This window comes from Hydrogenophaga sp. (assembly GCF_018780075.1).
Taxonomy (GTDB): domain Bacteria; phylum Pseudomonadota; class Gammaproteobacteria; order Burkholderiales; family Burkholderiaceae_C; genus Hydrogenophaga.
Window position 1 is genome coordinate 1 of the sequence record NZ_JADMKB010000046.1, and the last position, 17,570, is coordinate 17,570.

Sequence of the window (17,570 nt, forward strand, 5' to 3'; positions counted from 1 at the left end):
GTGCGCGCCTCGTGCATCCTGCAGCTGGCGCTGGGCAACGTGGGCAAGAGCGGCGGCGGCACCAACATCTTCCGTGGCCACGACAACGTGCAGGGCGCGACCGACGTCGGCCCCAACCCGGATTCGCTGCCGGGCTACTACGGCCTGGCCGCGGGTTCGTGGAAACACTTCGCCGCCGTCTGGGGCGTGGACTACGAGTGGATCAAGAAACAGTACGCCGAAGGCACGATGGAGAAGCCCGGCATCACCGTCTCGCGCTGGATCGACGGCGTGCTGGAGAACAACGAACTGATCGACCAGGGCCCGAACCTGCGCGGCGTGTTCTTCTGGGGCCACGCGCCCAACTCGCAGACCCGCGGTCTGGAGATGAAGCGCGCCATGGACAAGCTGGACCTGCTGGTGGTGGTGGACCCGTACCCCTCGGCCACGGCGGCGATGGCCGCCATGCCGGGCAAGCCCGAGGACCTCAACCCCGACCGCGCGGTCTACCTGCTGCCGGCGGCCACGCAGTTCGAGACCAGCGGTTCCTGCACCGCCTCGAACCGCTCGCTGCAGTGGCGCGAGAAGGTGATCGATCCGCTGTGGGAGAGCCGCAGCGACCACATGATCATGCACCAGTTCGCCCAGAAACTCGGCTTCGCCACCGAGCTGTCTAAGAACTACAAGATGCAGCAGATCAAGGGCCTGGACGAGCCCGTGCCGGAAGACATCCTGCGTGAAATCAACAAGTCGGTCTGGACGATTGGCTACACCGGCCAGAGCCCGGAGCGCCTGAAGGCCCACATGCGCAACATGGGCGCCTTCGACGTGAAAACGCTCAAGGCCAAGGGCAAGGTCGTGGACAAGGAGACCGGCTACGACATGACCGGCGATTACTTCGGTCTGCCCTGGCCCTGCTACGGCACGCCCGAGATCAAGCACCCGGGTTCGCCCAACCTCTACGACACGTCCAAACACGTCATGGACGGCGGCGGCAACTTCCGCGCGAACTTCGGGGTGGAGAAGGACGGCGTGAGCTTGCTGGCCGAAGACGGCTCACACTCGGTGGGTTCGGAGATCACCACCGGCTATCCCGAGTTCGACCACCTGCTGCTCAAGAAGCTGGGCTGGTGGGACGACCTGAGCGACGCCGAGAAGACCAAGGCCGAAGGCAAGAACTGGAAGACCGACCCCACGGGCGCGATCATCCGGGTGGCCATGGCCCATGGCTGCCACCCGTTTGGCAACGCCAAGGCGCGTGCGGTGGTCTGGAACTTCCCCGACGCCGTGCCGCAACACCGCGAGCCGATCTACGGCATCCGCCCCGACATGGTGGCCAAGTACCCGAGCCACGACGACCAGAAGAGCCGCTGGCGCCTGCCCATCCTCTACAAGTCGCTGCAGCAGAAGAACGTGGACGACAAGGTCCACGAGAAATTCCCGCTGATCATGACCTCCGGCCGCCTGGTGGAGTACGAAGGCGGCGGCGAGGAGACCCGCTCCAACCCCTGGCTGGCCGAGCTGCAGCAGGAGATGTTTGTCGAGATCAACCCGGTCACGGCGGCGGCGCGCGGCATCCGCAACGGCGAGCGCGTCTGGGTGAGTTCGCCCACCGGTGCGCGCATCAACGTGCAGGCGCTGGTGACCGAGCGCGTGAACGACCACACCGTGTTCCTGCCGTTCCACTTCTCCGGCCGCTGGCAGGGCGAAGACATGAAGGCCCACTACCCGGCGGGCGCGATGCCCGTCGTGCGGGGCGAGGCCGTCAACACCGCCACGACCTACGGGTACGACATCGTCACGATGATGCAAGAGACCAAGACGACGGTCTGCAACGTCGAAAAAGCATGAACATGACCCCCACGCTTTTCACTGCGTGTAATGCGCTGCCCCCCGAGGGGGCTCGTTTTCCCTTGGGGCGGCCCGGCGGGAAAACCACCGAACAGGAGACACCATGGCAAGAATGAAATTCATCTGTGACGCCGAGCGTTGCATCGAGTGCAACGGCTGTGTCACGGCCTGCAAGAACGAACACGAAGTGCCCTGGGGCGTGAACCGCCGCCGCGTGGTCACGCTCAACGACGGTGTGCCCGGCGAGAAGTCGATCTCGGTGGCCTGCATGCATTGCAGCGACGCGCCGTGCATGGCGGTCTGCCCGGTCAACTGTTTCTATCGCACCGACGAAGGCGTGGTGCTGCACGACAAGGACGTGTGCATCGGCTGCGGTTACTGCTCTTACGCTTGCCCCTTCGGTGCGCCGCAGTTTCCGAGTCAAGGCACCTTCGGTGTGCGCGGCAAGATGGACAAGTGCACCTTCTGCGCCGGTGGCCCGGAAGAGCACGGCAGCGCCGCCGAGTTCGAAAAATACGGCCGCAACCGCCTGGCCGAGGGCAAGCTGCCCGCCTGCGCCGAGATGTGCTCGACCAAGGCCCTGATCGCCGGCGACGGCGACACCGTGGCCGACATCTTCCGCACCCGCGTGCTGCGCCGGGGCAAGGGCGCCGAAGTCTGGGGCTGGGGCACGGCCTACGGCACCGCCACCAAGGAAGGGGCCAAATCATGATGCAGCAAGGTTTCTTTCGCGTCACGCTGGTTGCCGCCGCGTTGGCCCTCGTGGCCTGCGGCGAAGCGCCGCAGGACCTCACCGGCCAGGGCGTCAAGCAGGACGGCGCGCCCTATGCTGGCGTGGGCAGCAGCCAGTACGCGCAGACCGGCTGGAAGGTCGGCGACAAGGCCAGCTGGGAGCAACAGCTCAAGGCTCGCGCCCAGTACGGGCAAAACGACTACACCCGCATGGGCACCCAGCCTTGACGAAAGGACAGCCATGACCCGGCCTTTCTTTTCGGCTTTCCAACACACCTGGCGCGGTGGCCTGATCGCTGCCTCGCTGGCGCTCGGCGCTGGCTGGGCCTCGGCTCAAACGACCCCTGGCGCCGCCGCGCCCGCCGATGCCGCGCAGGCGGCACCGGCAGCCCCGGCCGTGGCCGGCGTCAAGAGCGCGAACGTCTTCGAGATCGCGCCCGACGCCAGCACCGACCCCAAGTACGCCGGGCAGACCAACGCCGAACGGCGCCAGGTGCAGCCCGGCAACAACGCGCCCATGTGGCGCGACGTGGGCAAGGGCGTGACGGGTTACAGCAGCCTGCCGCTGAGCCAGGCGCCCGAAGCGGGCAATCTGATCCAGCCGTTCGTGCAGTACCCCGGCTCGCGCCTGACCAACGCCGGCGAGGCCTGGCGGCAGGTGCGCAACGACTGGCTGATCCCCTACGGCGGGGCGCTGCTGTTCATCGTGTTGCTGGCGCTGGCGATCTTCTACAAGGCCAAAGGGCCGCTGGGCGGGCACCTCAAGGACACCGGTCGCACCATCGAGCGCTTCACGCCGCTGGAGCGCGCGGCGCACTGGTCCAACGCGGGCGCCTTCATTGCGCTGGCGGTGTCGGGCATCGTGATGGCCTTCGGCAAGTTCTTCATCCTGCCGGTGATCGGCAGCATGCTGTTTGGCTGGCTGACCTTTGCACTGAAGAACCTGCACAACTTCGTGGGCCCGCTGTTTGCCGTGTCGCTGCTGATCGTGATCGTGACCTTCATCAAGGACAACATCGCCAATGCGGCCGACTTCGTCTGGCTCTCCAAGCTGGGTGGCATGCTGGGTGACAAGGAAGTGCCCTCGCACCGCTTCAACGCGGGTGAAAAAGGCCTGTTCTGGTGGGGCATCACCATCCCTGGCATCGTCGTGGTGGGCTCTGGCCTGTTCCTCGACAAGCTGCTGCCTGGCATGCTGTACCTGCGGGGCGACATGCAGATCGCGCACATGCTGCACATCGTGTGTGCGCTGGTGATGATGGCGCTGATCATGGGCCACATCTTCATGGGCACCATCGGCATGAAGGGCGCCTACAGCGCCATGCGGACTGGTCATGTCGACGAGGCCTGGGCCAAGGAGCACCACGAGCTCTGGTACGACGACATCAAGGCCGGCAAGATCCCCGCGCAACGCAGCCAGCCGTCCCAGCCGTCGGCCATCGACGCCACGGCCAAGGCCTGATCATTCGAGGACATCCATGAAATCACTCCTGCTCATTTCCCTGCTGCTCACCGCCTCGGTCGGCGCCATGGCCAAGTTGCCCGCCCCCGTGCTGGACGACGCCGCCAAGGCCAAGGCGGACGAGGCCAAGGCCAAGACCGCACACGCCGGCAAGGTGGACGGCTACAAGCTGTGCCTGTCGATGGACCGTTCGGCCGCGAATTACCACAAGACCGCTGCCGCTTCGGGCAAAACGGTGAAGCCGGCCACGGCCACGCCGCCCTGTGCCGATCCCGGCCCCTTCGTCTGGCCCGCGCCCGCAGCGGCGGCGGCCCCTGCGGCTGTGCCCGCCGCGCCCGCAGCCCCTGCCGCCGCCCCGGCCAAAAAGTCCTGATGCGGCGCCTGAACGCCCGCTGATGCATCATGTGGAAGGCCTTCGGGCCTTCTTCCTTTTGTGAATTCCCCGCCGTGACCCTTGTTGACCTTTCCACCGTGCCGACCCTGCCCCGACTGACCCAGGCCATCGCACCGCTCACCCGCGAGGTGGCGGTGGTGGACGAGTTCGGCCAGCCCGGCACCGTGTCGATCCCCGCCGAGCGCGACCTCACGGTCTATGTCGACAAGCGCGAACTCGTCACCCTCATGACCCTGGGCGCCCATCCCGAGTGGCTGGTGCTGGGGTTCCTGCTCAACCAGCGCCTGGTGGGTTCGGTGAGCGACATCGAGTCCATCACGGTCGACTGGGAGGTGGGCGCCGCCGCCGTGGTCACGCGACACGGCATCGATCGCATCGAAGAACGCACCTCCAAACGGGTGGTCACCACCGGCTGCGGGCAGGGCAGCGTGTTCGGCGGGCTGATGGACGAGATCGATCGCATCGTGCTGCCGCCCGACGCGGTGCTGCGCCAGTCGCAGCTCAACCGCATCGTCAACACCATCCGCCTGAAAGAAAGCACCTACAAGTCGGCCGGTTCGGTGCATGCCTGCGCGCTGTTCGTGGACGACCAGCTGCAGCTGTTCGTCGAAGACGTGGGCCGCCACAACGCCGTGGACACGATTGCGGGCTGGATGGCCTTGCAACAGGCCCCCACGCTCCACCGCTCACGCGGGTCGCTGCCCCAGGATCGGGAAGGGTACCGGTCCGCGCCAGTCCCAGGGGCTGATCCGGCTCGGGGCGGCCCTGCGCCGGATCGTCAGGACGGCTTGCCGGTCGGTCAAAAGGTGTTCTACACCACCGGTCGCCTGACCAGCGAGATGGTCATCAAGTCGGCGCAGATGGGCGTGCCCCTCGTGGTGTCGCGTTCGGGCATCACGCAGATGGGCCAGCAGATCGCGGAGCGCGTGGGCCTGTGCGCGATTGGTCGCGCGACGAACACGCGCTTTCTCTGCTACACGCACCCGCAGCGGCTGGTGTTCGACGCGATCCCCGCCGCCCCGGTGGCGCAGCGCAGAGCGGCACCAGAGGTGCCGTCGGAAGCCGCATAAACTCAGCTCCCCGCTGGCTCCTGGAGCCAGCCCAACCCGCCAAATGAGCCTTGCCGATGAGCCGCGACGTCCACATCATTGATCACCCCCTGGTCCAGCACAAGCTCACGCTGATGCGCCGCAAGGACACCAGCACCAAGAGCTTCCGCGAGCTGGTGCACGAACTCTCGGCTCTGCTGGCCTACGAGCTCACGCGCGACATGCCGATGCACGAGATTGAGATCGAGACCCCGCTGGAGACCATGACCTCGCGTGTGATCGACGGCAAGAAGATCGTGCTGGCCTCCATCCTGCGCGCGGGCAACGGTTTCCTCGACGGCATGCTGCAGGTCATTCCCGGCGCGCGGGTGGGCCACATCGGCCTGTACCGCGACCCGGCCACGCTGCAGGCGGTCGAGTACTACTTCAAGATGCCCAGCGGCATGGAAGAGCGCGACGTGATCGTGCTCGACCCCATGCTCGCCACCGGCAACTCGGCCGTGGCCGCCGTCGACCGCCTGAAGCAGACGAAACCGCGCTCGATCCGCTTCGTGTGCCTGGTCACCTGCCCTCAGGGCATCAAGACCTTTCACGACGCCCACCCCGACGTGCCGATCTACACCCCGGCGGTGGACCGCGAGCTCAATGAGCATGGCTACATCGTTCCTGGGCTGGGTGACGCGGGCGACCGCATCTTCGGGACGAAGTAGAGCCCACCCCCATCGCCGGTTCACTGCGTGTAACCGGCTCCGCCCCTCAAGGGGCAACGCGAGCGGCCTGGCGAAGCCAGTTCCGCCGCGTTCTCAAATGAGGCACGCTCTCCGGTGAACGCAATCCGCGCGCCGCACCTCCACGTCCTCTTCCCCTGGGAGAGGACTGGGGTGAGGGCCGCGAGAGCAAAGGCTTCCGTTGAGCAAACCGTCGCGTTCCATCCCAAACCGCAGCACGCCGCGCGGTTGATCCGCTTGCGTTAAGGTCCGAGCATGTCCGTCGCACCCGCTTCAACCCCCCCATCTTTCTGGCAACTCGGCTGGCGCTCGCTCTGGCGCGACTGGCGGGCGGGTGAATTGCGGTTGCTGCTGCTGGCGGTGACGCTGGCGGTGGCGGCGCTGACGGCGGTGGGTTTTTTTGCCGACCGGCTGCAGGGCGGGCTGACGCGGGACGCGCGGGCGCTGATCGGTGGCGATGCGGTGATCCAGAGCGACAAGGCGCCGCCACCGGCCTTTGAAGCACAGGCGCGCAGCCTGGGCCTGCAGACGGTGCAGACCCTGGGCTTTCCCACCATGGGCCGGGCGCGCGACGAAGACGGTGGCGCGGCGCGGCTGGTGGCGCTGAAGTCGGTGTCTGCGGGCTACCCGCTGCGCGGCGCTTTGCGGGTGGCGGACGCGCCCGAGGCCGCCGACGTGGTCACGCGCGACATCCCGGCGCCGGGCACGGTCTGGGTCGATGCGGCCTTGCTGGCCGCGCTCGACCTGAAGATCGGCCAGCCGCTGCTGCTGGGGGATTCGAGCCTCACGCTGGCGAAGGTCATCGTGGTCGAGCCCGACCGGGGCGCGGGTTTCATGAGCTTCGCGCCGCGCGTGATGATCAACGCCGCCGACCTGCTGGCCACCGGCCTGGTGCAGCCCGCGAGCCGCCTCAACCACCGCGTCGCCGTGGCCGGAAACGATGCGGCGGTCAAACGCTTCGTGACCTGGGCCGAGGCCGAAATCGCCAAGCCCGATGTGCGCGGCCTGCGCCTGGAGTCGCTCGAAGGCGGTCGGCCCGAGATGCAGCAGACGCTGGCGCGCGCCGAAAAATTCCTCAACCTCGTCGCGCTGCTGGCGGCCTTGCTGTCCGCCGTGGCGGTCGCCATCGCGGCGCGCGGCTTCGCGCAGCGCCACCTCGACGACTGCGCCATGATGCGCGTGCTCGGCCTGTCGCAGGGCGCGATGGCGCGCGCCTACGCCTTCGAATTCATTGTGGTGGGTCTCGCGGCGAGCGTGCTGGGCGTGCTCGCGGGGTATGCGTTTCACCACGTGTTCGTGCTGTTGCTGGCGGGGCTGGTCGAGTCGGCGTTGCCGGCCGCGAGCGTCTGGCCGGTGCTGCTGGGCCTGGGCATGGGGCTCACGCTGATGCTGGCCTTTGGCCTGCCGCCGGTGCTGCAGCTCGCGCAGGTGCCGCCGCTGCGCGTGATCCGGCGCGACGTGGGTCAGCTCAAGCCCGCGACGCTGGCCGTGCTCGGGCTGGGCGTGGCCGGTTTTGCTGTGCTGCTGCTGGCGGCCAGCCGCGACTTGAAACTGGGCGGCATCGCCGTGGGCGGCTTTGCCGTGGCGGTAACGGTGTTCGCGCTGGTCAGCTGGGGCGCCGTGTGGCTGTTGCGGCGCAGCGTGAACGAAGCCACCGCGCCGCGCGCGCTGGTGCTAGCCACGCGCCAGCTGTCGGCCCGTCCGGCCTACGCGGTGGTGCAGATCAGCTCGCTGGCCGTGGGCCTGCTCGCGCTGGTGCTGCTGGTGCTGCTGCGTACCGACCTCATCGCCAGCTGGCGCAACGCCACACCGCCCGACGCACCCAACCGGTTCGTGATCAATGTGCAGCCTGAACAGGGCGCTGCCTTCCAGCAGGCGCTGCGTGACGGTGGCATTGCCAAGTTCGACTGGTACCCGATGATTCGCGGCCGGCTGGTGACAGTCAACGGCCAGCCGGTGCAGCCCGGGAGCTACGAGAGCGAGCGCGCGCAGCGGTTGGTGGAGCGCGAGTTCAACCTGTCGCACACCGAGGTCCAACCGCCGCACAACAAGGTGGTGCAAGGCCAATGGACCGCCAACGAGGCCGACGGCCTGAGCGTTGAGGAGGGCCTCGCGGAGGAACTGGGCCTGAAGCTGGGCGACACGCTGGGCTTCGACATGGCCGGTGTCGCGGTGAACGGCCGCATCACCAGCCTGCGCAAGGTGGACTGGGGCTCGATGCGCGTCAACTTCTTCGTCATCTTCCCGCTCGCGGAGATGCCCGACGTGCCCGCCACCTACATCAGCGCCTACCGCGTGGCCGACAGCGACAAACGGTTCGACAACACGCTGGTGCGCCAGTTTCCCAACATCACCAACGTGGACATGAGCCAGACCATCGCGCAGGTGCAGCGCGTGCTGGGCCAGGTGATCCGCGCGGTCGAGTTCCTGTTTGCCTTCGCGCTGGCCGCCGGGCTGGTGGTGCTGCTGGCCACGATCACCGCCACGCGCGGTGAACGCGAGCGCGAGTTCGCCGTGCTGCGCGCCGTGGGCGCAGGGTCGAAGCTGCTGCGCGATGTGCAGCGCATCGAGCTGCTGGGTGTGGGCCTGCTCGCGGGCCTGCTGGCCTCGGTGGTGGCGATGGGCGTGGGCTGGGCGCTGGCGCGTTTCGTGTTCGAGTTCAGCTGGCAGCCGTCGCTCTGGGTGCCGCTGGGCGGCGCCTTGGCGGGCGGTGTGCTGGCCCTGATGGCCGGCTGGTGGGGGCTGCGCAGCGTGTTGCGCACGCCTGTCGTTGAAACCTTGCGCAGAGCCGCGGTGTGACCCTGATGAGCGCTTCTGAATCTCCCGTTTCCCCCGCCACCCCGTTTGAATGGATCGGTGGAGAAGCCCGCGTGCGGGCGCTGGTGGACCGTTTCTATGACCTGATGGACATCGAGCCCGGCTACCGCGAACTGCGCGCCGCGCACGGCAGCACGCTGGACGACGCTCGGCAGAAGCTGCACTGGTTCCTGTGCGGCTGGCTGGGCGGACCCTCGCACTATGAAGAGCGCTTCGGCCACCCGCGCCTGCGCATGCGCCACATGCCCTTTGCCATCGGCATCGTCGAGCGCGACCAGTGGCTGGCCTGCATGGACCAGGCGATGGGCGAGACAGGGGTGCCGGAGGATCTTCGGGTTCGTCTAAAAGACAGTTTCTTCAAGACCGCCGACTGGATGCGGAACAGGCCGGCCTGACTTTCTGGGGCTGTTCGCGCCTGCACCTCGGGCAGGCCGATGGCGGCACCCCCGTTCTCCGGCCCACGCTCGCCGTCAGATGGGTGAGCGCGCAACCGACACCTCGTCAACCCTGAACTGGTGCTCGGCCTCTGTGGCTACGGCGAATAGGGCCTGCGCCCGGGGGAACCGCCATCGTCCTCAAAGGCGGAAGGGTGTGCTCGCGGGTTCGCTCAAATCTCACTTCGGGGCAGGTGGTTTGGGTGAGCGGGCGCAGGCCCCATTCGCGGTTGCCACAGGGCTTGCGCGCAACCAAGGCGTTGATGAAGCAACGGTAGCGTGCCCACGCAGACGCCCGAGAGGTGGGACGGAGAACGCACACCCGGACCACCTGCCCCTGCCCAAACGCAACGAGCGCCGAAGGGGAAGAACGCTCAGCGCCCCACCGGCTTGAGCAGCACCACCAGCGCCCCGGCCCCACCCTCGGCCGGCCGCGCCTGAACGAAGGCCATCACTTCCTTCTTCTGCACCAGCCAGCGCAGCACCCGTCCCTTGAGCACCGGTGCGCGGCCCGGTGAGCCCAGGCCCTTGCCGTGCACCACCCGCACGCAGCGCAGGCCCAGCTGGTGCGACTCGCGAACGAAGCGGCCCAGCGCCTCGCGCGCTTCGTCCACCCGCAGGCCGTGAAGGTCGATCTGGCGCTGGATGCTCCAGTGGCCTTCGCGCAGTTTGCGCATCACGTCCGGCCCCAGCCCATGGCAGTGGTAACTCAGCTGGTCGTCGGTGTGCAGCAGCGTTTCGACGTCAAAGTCGTCCGACAGCGCCTCGCGCATCACGGCGTCTTCGTCCAGCTGGCGCTGCCGGGGCTCGGGGGGCACATGGCGCGGAGGGTGCACCGCGTGCCGCGCAGCGGGCAGCGGCCGCACCGGGCCGACCGCCAGTTCAAACAGGCGCTTCTCGCGGTCCAGCCGTTGCAGGCGCAGGCGCTCCGCCTCGCGCGCCGCCGCCTCGGCGGCCGCCCGCTGGGCGATCACCTGCTGCAGCGTCTTGAGTTCGGACAGCGAGCGCAGTTTCATGGTGGCGCGATTCTCGCGCAGGCGAGGTTCCCAGTGCCCAGAAGCCGGCATTGTGGGGAGTGGGCAGCCGGAGCGCGTGCCCAACCCAGCACACACCGAAGATCCGGCTTTGCCGGTCCAAGGGTGTGGTCCCCCTGGGGGGAAGCCGCACAGCGGCGCAGGGGGGCTAGATCAGACCGAGCTCTGCCATCGACGCCGCGTTGTCCCGGGTCACGATGAAGTGGTCGAGCACGCGCACGTCCACCAGCGCCAGCGCGGCCTTGAGCGTCTGCGTGAGCGCTTCGTCGGCGCGCGACGGTTCGGCCACGCCACTCGGGTGGTTGTGCGCCAGCACGACCGAAGCGGCGTGGTGGTGCAGGGCCCTGAGCACCACTTCCCTGGGGTACACGCTGGTCTGGGTGAGCGTGCCGCGAAACAGCTCTTCGAGCGCGATCAGGCGGTTCTGGCTGTCGAGGAACAACACGGAGAAGACCTCGTGGGCCTTGGCGCCGAGCTGCAGCTGCAGGTACTCGCGCACGGCTTTCGGGCTGTCGAACAGGGGCTTCTGCTGCAGTTCCTGCGCGAGGGCACGGCGCGCCAGTTCCAGCACGGCCACGACCTCGGCGCGCTTGGCCGGCCCCAGACCCTTGATCACCTTCAGCGCCTCGGCACCGGTGTGCAGCAGGCCGCCCACGCCGCCGAAACGGTCGAGCAGCTCCTGGGCCAGCTGGATCACGTGTTTGCCGGCCATGCCGGTGCGCAGCAGCAGGGCCAGCAACTCGGCGTCGCTCAGGGCCGAGGGCCCGCGTGCGAGCAGCTTTTCGCGTGGTCGCGCGTCGCTCGGAAGGCTCTTGAGTCCGGTGCTGGCAAGGCCATTCATGTGTGTTGTTCCCTGTGGCTGCCCGCTTTTTACAATAGCGGCTGTTGCGTGGCGGGCACGAACCGGCGGTTTTCCGCGGTTTCGGTCCATCACCCCCTCTGTTTCATCCCCCATTTGTCCATGTCCCAAGTCCAAGACGGCTCTTTTCTCACCCTGCACTACCGCATGTCCGGTCCGCAGGGCCAGGTGATCATCGACACCTTCGAGGGCCAGCCCGCCACCCTGAGCCTGGGCTCGGGACAGCTGTCGCCGGCCATCGAGCAGCGCCTGCTCGGCCTAGAGGAGGGCACGCGCACCGTGATCGAGCTGGCGGCCGGCGAGGCCTTCGGCGAGCGCCAGCCCGAGATGGTCCAGTGGGTCGCGCGCAAGCTGCTGAGCGAGCTGGGCGACCCGCACGAACAGTACGTGGCGGGCGACGTGGTGCAGTTCCCCACGCCCGATGGCCTGGGCAGCTACGCCGGCTCGGCGGTCGAGGTGCGGGAAGACGGCGCCGTGCTGTTCGACTTCAACCACCCGCTGGCGGGCCAGCCGGTGACATTTGAAGTCCAGCTGATTGGAGTCCTTTGATGAGTGAAATTCTGTTGGCTGAGCCCAGGGGCTTCTGCGCCGGCGTGGACCGCGCCATCGAGATCGTCGAGCGCGCGCTGGCCAAGTTCGGCCGGCCGATCTATGTGCGCCACGAGATCGTGCACAACACCTACGTGGTCAACGACCTCAAGGACAAGGGCGCGATCTTCATCGAGGAGCTGTCCGACGTGCCGCCGGGCGCCACGCTGGTGTTTTCGGCACACGGCGTGAGCAAGGCGGTGCAGGACGAAGCCCGCGCGCGTGGCTTCCAGATCTTCGACGCCACCTGCCCGCTGGTGACCAAGGTGCACGTGGAGGTGGCCAAGCTGCACCGCGAAGGCTTCGAGTTCATCATGATCGGCCACAAGGGACACCCCGAGGTCGAAGGCACCATGGGGCAGCTCAGCGACGGCATCCACCTCGTGGAAGATATTGCGGACGTGGCCCGGGTGCAGCCAGCCCAGTGCGAGAAGCTGGCCGTGGTCACGCAGACCACGCTGTCGGTGGACGACACCGTCGGCATTCTGGAGGCGGTCAAGGCGCGATTCCCCAAGGTGCGCGAGCCCAAGCAGCAGGACATCTGCTACGCCACCCAGAACCGCCAGGACGCGGTCAAGCTCATGAGCCCGCAAGTGGACATCGTGATCGTGGTCGGCAGCCCCACCAGCTCCAACAGCAACCGCCTGCGCGAGGTCGCGATCAAGCTCGGCACGCCCAGCCACATGGTGGACAACGCCGACGAGCTGCAGGCCGAGTGGTTCGAGGGCAAGTCCCGCGTGGGCCTCACGGCCGGCGCGTCGGCACCCGACATCCTGGTGCAGCAGGTCATCGAGCGCTTGCGGGCCTTTGGCGTCATCGCCGTGCGCCGCATGGACGGCCTGACCGAGACCATCAAGTTCCCGCTGCCCAAGGGGCTGAAGATCACGGGCGACGGCCCGGTTGAACACATTCATTGACGGGCTCCCCCCGCGCCGCCTTCGGCGTCACCCCCCAGGGGGCGCCAGCAGCGGCCCGGCGGAGCCGGTTCCGCGCTGGCCTGGGTGGGCGATACCTCTTCGCAGCCGGATCTGCCGCAAACCTACAATCTTCCCCATGCTTGACATCCTCCAACTCCGCAAAGACCTGGACGCCGTGGTGGCGCGCCTGGACACCCGCAAGTCGCCCCAGCCTTACCTGGACGTGCCCGCCTACCAGGCGCTGGAAGCCGAGCGCAAGACGCTGCAGACCCGCACCGAGGCGCTGCAGAGCCAGCGCAACAGCCTCTCCAAACAGATCGGCATGCTCAAGGGCAAGGGCCAGCACGCCGAGGCTGACGCGGTGATGGCGCAGGTGGGCGAGATGAAGGCCGAGCTGGAAAGCTCCGCCACGCGGCTGGAGGTGATTCAGGGCGAGCTGCAGAACCTGCTGCTGGCCGTGCCCAACCTGCCGCACGAGAGCGTGCCGGTGGGCGCGGGCGAAGAGGGCAACGTGGTGGTGCGCCAGTGGAGTCCTGACGGCAAGGGGCCGCGCAGCTTCGACTTCACCGTGCGCGACCACGTGGACATCGGCGAGCAGCTGGGCCTGGATTTCGACACCGGCGCCAAGCTGGCCGGCTCGCGCTTCACCTTCATGCGCGGCCCGATCGCCCGCCTGCACCGCGCACTTGCACAGTTCATGCTGGACGTGCAGACGCAGGAGCACGGCTACACCGAGTGCTACACGCCCTACATCGTCAACGGCGAGACGCTGCGCGGCACCGGACAGCTGCCCAAGTTCGAGGGCGACCTGTTCGCCGTGAAAAAGGGCGGGCAGGAGGGCGAAGAAATGCCCGACACCCAGGCGCTGTACCTGATCCCGACCAGCGAGGTGACGCTGACCAACGTGGTGCGCGACACCGTGTTGTCCGAGGCCGAACTGCCCATCAAGATGACCGCGCACACGCCGTGCTTCCGCTCCGAAGCCGGCAGCGCCGGGCGCGACACGCGCGGCATGATCCGCCAGCACCAGTTCGACAAGGTCGAGATGGTGCAGATCGTGCACCCCGAGAAGAGCTACGAAGCGCTGGAAGCCATGACCGGCCACGCCGAGGCGATCCTGCAGAAGCTGGGCCTGCCCTACCGCGTGATGAGCCTGTGCACCGGCGACATGGGGTTCGGCGCCAGCAAGACCTACGACCTGGAGGTGTGGGTGCCGGCGCAGGGCACCTACCGCGAGATCAGCTCGATCTCCAACTGCGAGGCCTTCCAGGCCCGCCGCCTGCAGGCGCGCTTCAAGAACGCCCAGGGCAAGAACGAGCTGGTGCACACGCTCAACGGCTCCGGCCTGGCCGTGGGCCGTGCGCTGGTGGCGGTGCTGGAGAACTTCCAGAACGCCGACGGCAGCGTGACCGTGCCCGAGGTGCTGCGGCCCTACATGGGCGGTCTGGAGCGGCTCACGCCAGCCTGATCAGGACGCAAAACCCCAACAAAAAGCCCCGCATCGCGGGGCTTTTTGTTTCAAAGTTTGAAATCCGGAAATCAGTTGGGCTTGTCCGAGCGCTGGCGGAAGCCCTTGGCCTGCATGCAGTGTTTGACCAGTTCCTCGGCCTGGTCTTCCTTGACCTTGCTCAACCCCGTCTGGAACTTGCATTCCGACTCGATGTTGGCGGTGTCAAAGGCGCTCACTTCGTTCTTGAACCAGTAGGGCTTGGACGTGGAGCAGGCGGTCAGCAGGAGGCTGGCAGCGGCGAGGGCAAACAGGGCGCGGGTCAAAAGAGTCTCCAGAGCGTCAGGGCAGGGGTTTGGGCAGGGCCGCATTTTGCCTGCATTCGCTGCGATCTTTCGTCATTTACCCGCCGATTCCGCGACTTATCCATCAATAAACAACGCTGGGTTCACCATCGCACGGTTGAGCATCACACCCCAGTGCAAATGCGGCCCGGTGACGCGGCCGGTGGCGCCCACCGCGCCCAGGCGCGTGCCCGCCGGCGCGGCGTCGCCCACCCGCACGGTGATGGCGCTCAGGTGGCAGACCATGCTGAGCAGACCGCCACCGTGGTCCAGCCAGACGGTCTGGCCGTTGAAGAAATAGTCACCGGTGTCGATCACCCGGCCCGCCAGCGGCGCCACCACCGGGGTGCCCCGCGGCGCAGCGATGTCCATGCCGCTGTGCGGGTTGCGACCCTGGCCGTTGAACACCCGGCGCAAGCCGAACGAGCTGGAGCGGCGTCCTGGGGTGGGCACCCGCATGCGCAGCGTTTGCGGCAGTGGCTCGCTGAAGGTGGCGATCACCTGTTGCTGGTGGTCGCGCTCGCGCTCGAAGCGCGCGAGGTCGTCCGGCGACAGGTCCACCGTCCTGGGCGCCACCTTCAGGCGCTGCTCGGCGTAGCGTTTGGGGGCCACGCGGTAGGCCAGTTCGCGCGGTGCGCCGCCATCGGCTTGCACCGTGATGCGCGCCTCGCCCGGCTCGGCCGCCAGCGGGATGCCGACCAGCGCGGTCCACCCCGCCGGGCTGCCGAGCACGAGCAGGGGCAGCTCGCCCGCCCACGCGGCCGGGCGCTGGCCGGCCGGCCCCAGCGGCACATGGGCCACGCCGCCCGGCACCGCCGACGCCATGGGCCAGGCGTGGCCATCGGCGCCGGCCCACGCCGGGAGCGCATCGAGCGCGAGGCCGGCGGCGCCGAGCAGCACGGCTCGCCGGTGAAAGGTCGGGGCGCCCATCAAGCGGCCATCCACGCACCACCGTCGGCGCTGGAGCGGATCACCGCCTCGACAAAACGCATGCCCATCCAGCCGTCGTGCGCGTTGGGGAAATGCAGGGCCAGCGGGTCGGGTGCCTGGCCGGCGCGCCTTGCGGCGATGGCCTCGGCCGCGTCCGAATACAGGTTGGCGAAGGCCTCGGGGAAACCTTCGGGGTGGCCGGCGGCCACGCGCGTGGCGCGCAGCGCCAGCGGCAGCGTGCCGGGGCCTCGGGGCGTGAGGAGCTGCGCGGGCGCGTCCAGCGGCTTGAAGCTCAGTACCTGGGGGTGTTCCTGCTGCCAGTCGAGCGTGCCGCGCGATCCGCTCACGCGGATGCGCAGGCCGTTCTCCACCCCGGCGGCGGCCTGCGTGACCCAGAAACTGCCGCGCGCGCCGCCATCGAGCCGCAGCAGGGCGCCCGCGAAGTCGTGCGCCGTGCGCTCGGGCACCACGCAGCCCAGCTCGGCCGCGACCTGCGCCACCTCCTGCCCGGTGACGAAACGCAGCAGCTGGTGGGCGTGGGTACCGATGTCGCCCATGACCAGCGACGGCCCGCCGCGCGCCGGGTCGGTCTTCCAGGCCACGCGGCCCGGGCCGGGCTTGGCGCGTCCGCCCTGGACGTACTCGACCTGCACCATGCGGACCTCGCCGATCTGGCCCTCGGCCACCATCGCGCGGGCCTGCCGCACCATGGGGTAGCCACTGTAGTTGTGGGTCAGGCAGAACACGCGGCCGCTGGCTTGCACCTTCTCGCGCAGCTGCGCGGCCTCGGACAGGGTGTTGGTCATGGGCTTGTCGCAGATCACGTCAAAACCGTGGCCGAGCGCGGCCATCGCGTAGGGGAAGTGGCTGTCGTTCGGCGTCATGATCGCTACCACCTCGGCGCCATCGGCGCGCGCCGCCTCGGCGGCCATCAGCGCCAGCGCGTCGGGGTGACAGCGGTCGGCGGGCAGGCCCAGCTGCGCGCCGGCGGCCACCGAGCGCTGCGCGTCCGACGACATGGCCGCGGCCACGATCTCATAGCGGTCGTCCAGCCGAGCGGCCTGTCGGTGCATGGGGCCGATGAAGGAGCCCGGCCCGCCGCCGATCACGGCCAGGCGCAGGCGGCGGCCCAGCAGGGCGACCACGGGGTTGAGGTGGGGGGCGGCAAGGGTCATGGTGCGGTCGGGTGGTGGAGGGTGGTGTGGGGTGTCTGGCGATTCTCGGCCCATCTGGCGCGCGCCGGGGCGTGAACTACCATCGACCGCATGACCGTTCACTTCGAGACCCTCCACCCCGCCTCCTTGTACCCCGATGCCTTCGGCGTGGAGGCGCCCGACACGCCCGTGAACCGCGACCTCTGGCCGCGCCAGCTGGGCGTGTTCATCCGCAGGGGGTCGGTCGGCGCGCCCGTGACCGATGTGACCGATGAGGTTCCGGGCACGGCCGACGGGGTCGCCGAAGGGGCGGTCGAGCCGGCACCGCTGGTGCTGGAACGGGTGGTCGGGCAGTTCGGCCTCGTGCCGCGCTGGGTGAAGTCCGCGTCCGACGCCAAGCTGCGTTCGCCCAAGCTGGTCAACGCGCGCAGCGAGACCGTGACCACCTCCAACAACCTGCGCGAGGCCTGGCTGGCCGGGCAGCGCTGCATCGTGCCGATGGTGGCGTTTTTTGAAGACGACCTGCGCAGCGGCAAGGCCGTGCCCACGCGCATCGCCCGCGTCGACGGCAAGCCCATGGGCGTGGCCGGTTTGTGGGAGCGCTGGACCGGTGCCGACGGCGCCGAGATCGTCAGCTTCACGCTGCTCACCGTGAACGCCAACGCCCACGCGCTGATGCACCGCTACCAGCAGCCCGGCGCCGAGAAACGCATGCCGGCGATCCTGAACGAAGGCGGCTACAGCGCCTGGCTCAACGCTGGCCACCCCGAAAAAGCGCGCGAGTTCCTGCGCGCCTACCCGGCCAACTGGCTGCACGCGAACCCGGTGCAGAAAAAGTAAAGCGCCGCAGC

Annotated in this window: 18 protein-coding genes; 13 read left to right on the forward strand and 5 right to left on the reverse strand. The window is 68.3% G+C overall.

All coding sequences use genetic code 11. The annotated features are described in order from the left end of the window. The 9 genes from IV088_RS10495 to IV088_RS10535 form a co-directional block, all read left to right on the forward strand. Nucleotides 1-1,830: formate dehydrogenase subunit alpha (locus tag IV088_RS10495; RefSeq protein ID WP_291101592.1), on the forward strand; the 1,830-nt coding region annotated here is incomplete at its 5' end. A 103-nt stretch (nt 1,831-1,933) separates the two neighbouring features. Next, on the forward strand, nt 1,934-2,542 hold the full coding sequence (gene fdh3B / locus IV088_RS10500) for a formate dehydrogenase FDH3 subunit beta (RefSeq protein ID WP_291101595.1): 609 nt from the start codon (nt 1,934-1,936) through the stop codon (nt 2,540-2,542). After that, nucleotides 2,542-2,790, forward strand: a complete 249-nt coding sequence (locus IV088_RS10505; RefSeq protein ID WP_291101678.1) for a hypothetical protein — start codon at nt 2,542-2,544, stop codon at nt 2,788-2,790. Before fdh3B ends, IV088_RS10505 begins: the two co-directional genes overlap by 1 nt. A 13-nt stretch (nt 2,791-2,803) precedes the next feature. After that, nucleotides 2,804-4,024, forward strand: a complete 1,221-nt coding sequence (locus tag IV088_RS10510) for a formate dehydrogenase subunit gamma (protein WP_291101596.1) — start codon at nt 2,804-2,806, stop codon at nt 4,022-4,024. A 16-nt stretch (nt 4,025-4,040) separates the two neighbouring features. Further along, on the forward strand, nt 4,041-4,397 hold the full coding sequence (locus tag IV088_RS10515) for a hypothetical protein (RefSeq protein ID WP_291101599.1): 357 nt from the start codon (nt 4,041-4,043) through the stop codon (nt 4,395-4,397). A 98-nt stretch (nt 4,398-4,495) separates the two neighbouring features. After that, nucleotides 4,496-5,488, forward strand: a complete 993-nt coding sequence (locus tag IV088_RS10520) for a formate dehydrogenase accessory sulfurtransferase FdhD (RefSeq protein ID WP_291101680.1) — start codon at nt 4,496-4,498, stop codon at nt 5,486-5,488. Nucleotides 5,489-5,544: 56 nt separating this feature from the next. After that, nucleotides 5,545-6,177 (forward strand): uracil phosphoribosyltransferase, encoded by a 633-nt coding sequence (upp, locus tag IV088_RS10525; protein ID WP_291101601.1) that lies wholly within the window; start codon nt 5,545-5,547, stop codon nt 6,175-6,177. Nucleotides 6,178-6,450: 273 nt separating this feature from the next. After that, the gene (locus tag IV088_RS10530; RefSeq protein WP_291101604.1) at nt 6,451-8,994 is read left to right on the forward strand and encodes an FtsX-like permease family protein; all 2,544 of its coding nucleotides are present in this window, start codon (nt 6,451-6,453) and stop codon (nt 8,992-8,994) included. A 5-nt stretch (nt 8,995-8,999) separates the two neighbouring features. Beyond that, nucleotides 9,000-9,407 (forward strand): group II truncated hemoglobin, encoded by a 408-nt coding sequence (locus tag IV088_RS10535; RefSeq protein WP_291101606.1) that lies wholly within the window; start codon nt 9,000-9,002, stop codon nt 9,405-9,407. Nucleotides 9,408-9,820: 413 nt separating this feature from the next. Here the strand turns inward: IV088_RS10535 and IV088_RS10540 are convergent, their stop codons facing one another. Continuing rightward, nucleotides 9,821-10,462 (reverse strand): Smr/MutS family protein, encoded by a 642-nt coding sequence (locus tag IV088_RS10540; RefSeq protein ID WP_291101609.1) that lies wholly within the window; start codon nt 10,460-10,462, stop codon nt 9,821-9,823. A 166-nt stretch (nt 10,463-10,628) separates the two neighbouring features. Further along, nucleotides 10,629-11,321, reverse strand: coding sequence for a DNA repair protein RadC (radC, locus tag IV088_RS10545; RefSeq protein ID WP_291101612.1), 693 nt, complete (start codon nt 11,319-11,321; stop codon nt 10,629-10,631). Nucleotides 11,322-11,441: 120 nt separating this feature from the next. Between radC and IV088_RS10550 the strand changes: the two genes are divergently transcribed. From IV088_RS10550 to serS, 3 genes are all read left to right on the forward strand, one after another. Then, complete coding sequence (locus IV088_RS10550; RefSeq protein ID WP_291101615.1) at nt 11,442-11,888, forward strand: FKBP-type peptidyl-prolyl cis-trans isomerase; 447 nt, start codon at nt 11,442-11,444, stop codon at nt 11,886-11,888. Beyond that, nucleotides 11,888-12,844 carry a 4-hydroxy-3-methylbut-2-enyl diphosphate reductase gene (gene ispH / locus IV088_RS10555; protein WP_291101618.1) on the forward strand — a complete coding sequence of 319 codons (957 nt, stop codon included), beginning with the start codon at nt 11,888-11,890 and terminating at the stop codon, nt 12,842-12,844. Before IV088_RS10550 ends, ispH begins: the two co-directional genes overlap by 1 nt. A gap of 136 nt (nt 12,845-12,980) precedes the next feature. Continuing rightward, the gene (serS, locus tag IV088_RS10560; RefSeq protein WP_291101620.1) at nt 12,981-14,312 is read left to right on the forward strand and encodes a serine--tRNA ligase; all 1,332 of its coding nucleotides are present in this window, start codon (nt 12,981-12,983) and stop codon (nt 14,310-14,312) included. A 71-nt stretch (nt 14,313-14,383) separates the two neighbouring features. On the opposite strand, the gene IV088_RS10565 is transcribed toward serS, so the two are convergent. The 3 genes from IV088_RS10565 to IV088_RS10575 all read right to left on the reverse strand — a co-directional run bounded on the left by IV088_RS10565 (nt 14,384) and on the right by IV088_RS10575 (nt 16,740). Beyond that, nucleotides 14,384-14,617 (reverse strand): hypothetical protein, encoded by a 234-nt coding sequence (locus IV088_RS10565; protein WP_291101623.1) that lies wholly within the window; start codon nt 14,615-14,617, stop codon nt 14,384-14,386. Nucleotides 14,618-14,713: 96 nt separating this feature from the next. Next, the gene (locus IV088_RS10570) at nt 14,714-15,565 is read right to left on the reverse strand and encodes a peptidoglycan DD-metalloendopeptidase family protein (protein ID WP_291101626.1); all 852 of its coding nucleotides are present in this window, start codon (nt 15,563-15,565) and stop codon (nt 14,714-14,716) included. Next, on the reverse strand, nt 15,565-16,740 hold the full coding sequence (locus IV088_RS10575; RefSeq protein ID WP_291101629.1) for a Gfo/Idh/MocA family oxidoreductase: 1,176 nt from the start codon (nt 16,738-16,740) through the stop codon (nt 15,565-15,567). Before IV088_RS10575 ends, IV088_RS10570 begins: the two co-directional genes overlap by 1 nt. Before the next feature lie 90 nt (nt 16,741-16,830). Here IV088_RS10575 and IV088_RS10580 point away from each other — a divergent pair, with 90 nt between their 5' ends. After that, the gene (locus IV088_RS10580) at nt 16,831-17,559 is read left to right on the forward strand and encodes an SOS response-associated peptidase (RefSeq protein WP_291101632.1); all 729 of its coding nucleotides are present in this window, start codon (nt 16,831-16,833) and stop codon (nt 17,557-17,559) included. Nucleotides 17,560-17,570: the final 11 nt, after the last annotated feature.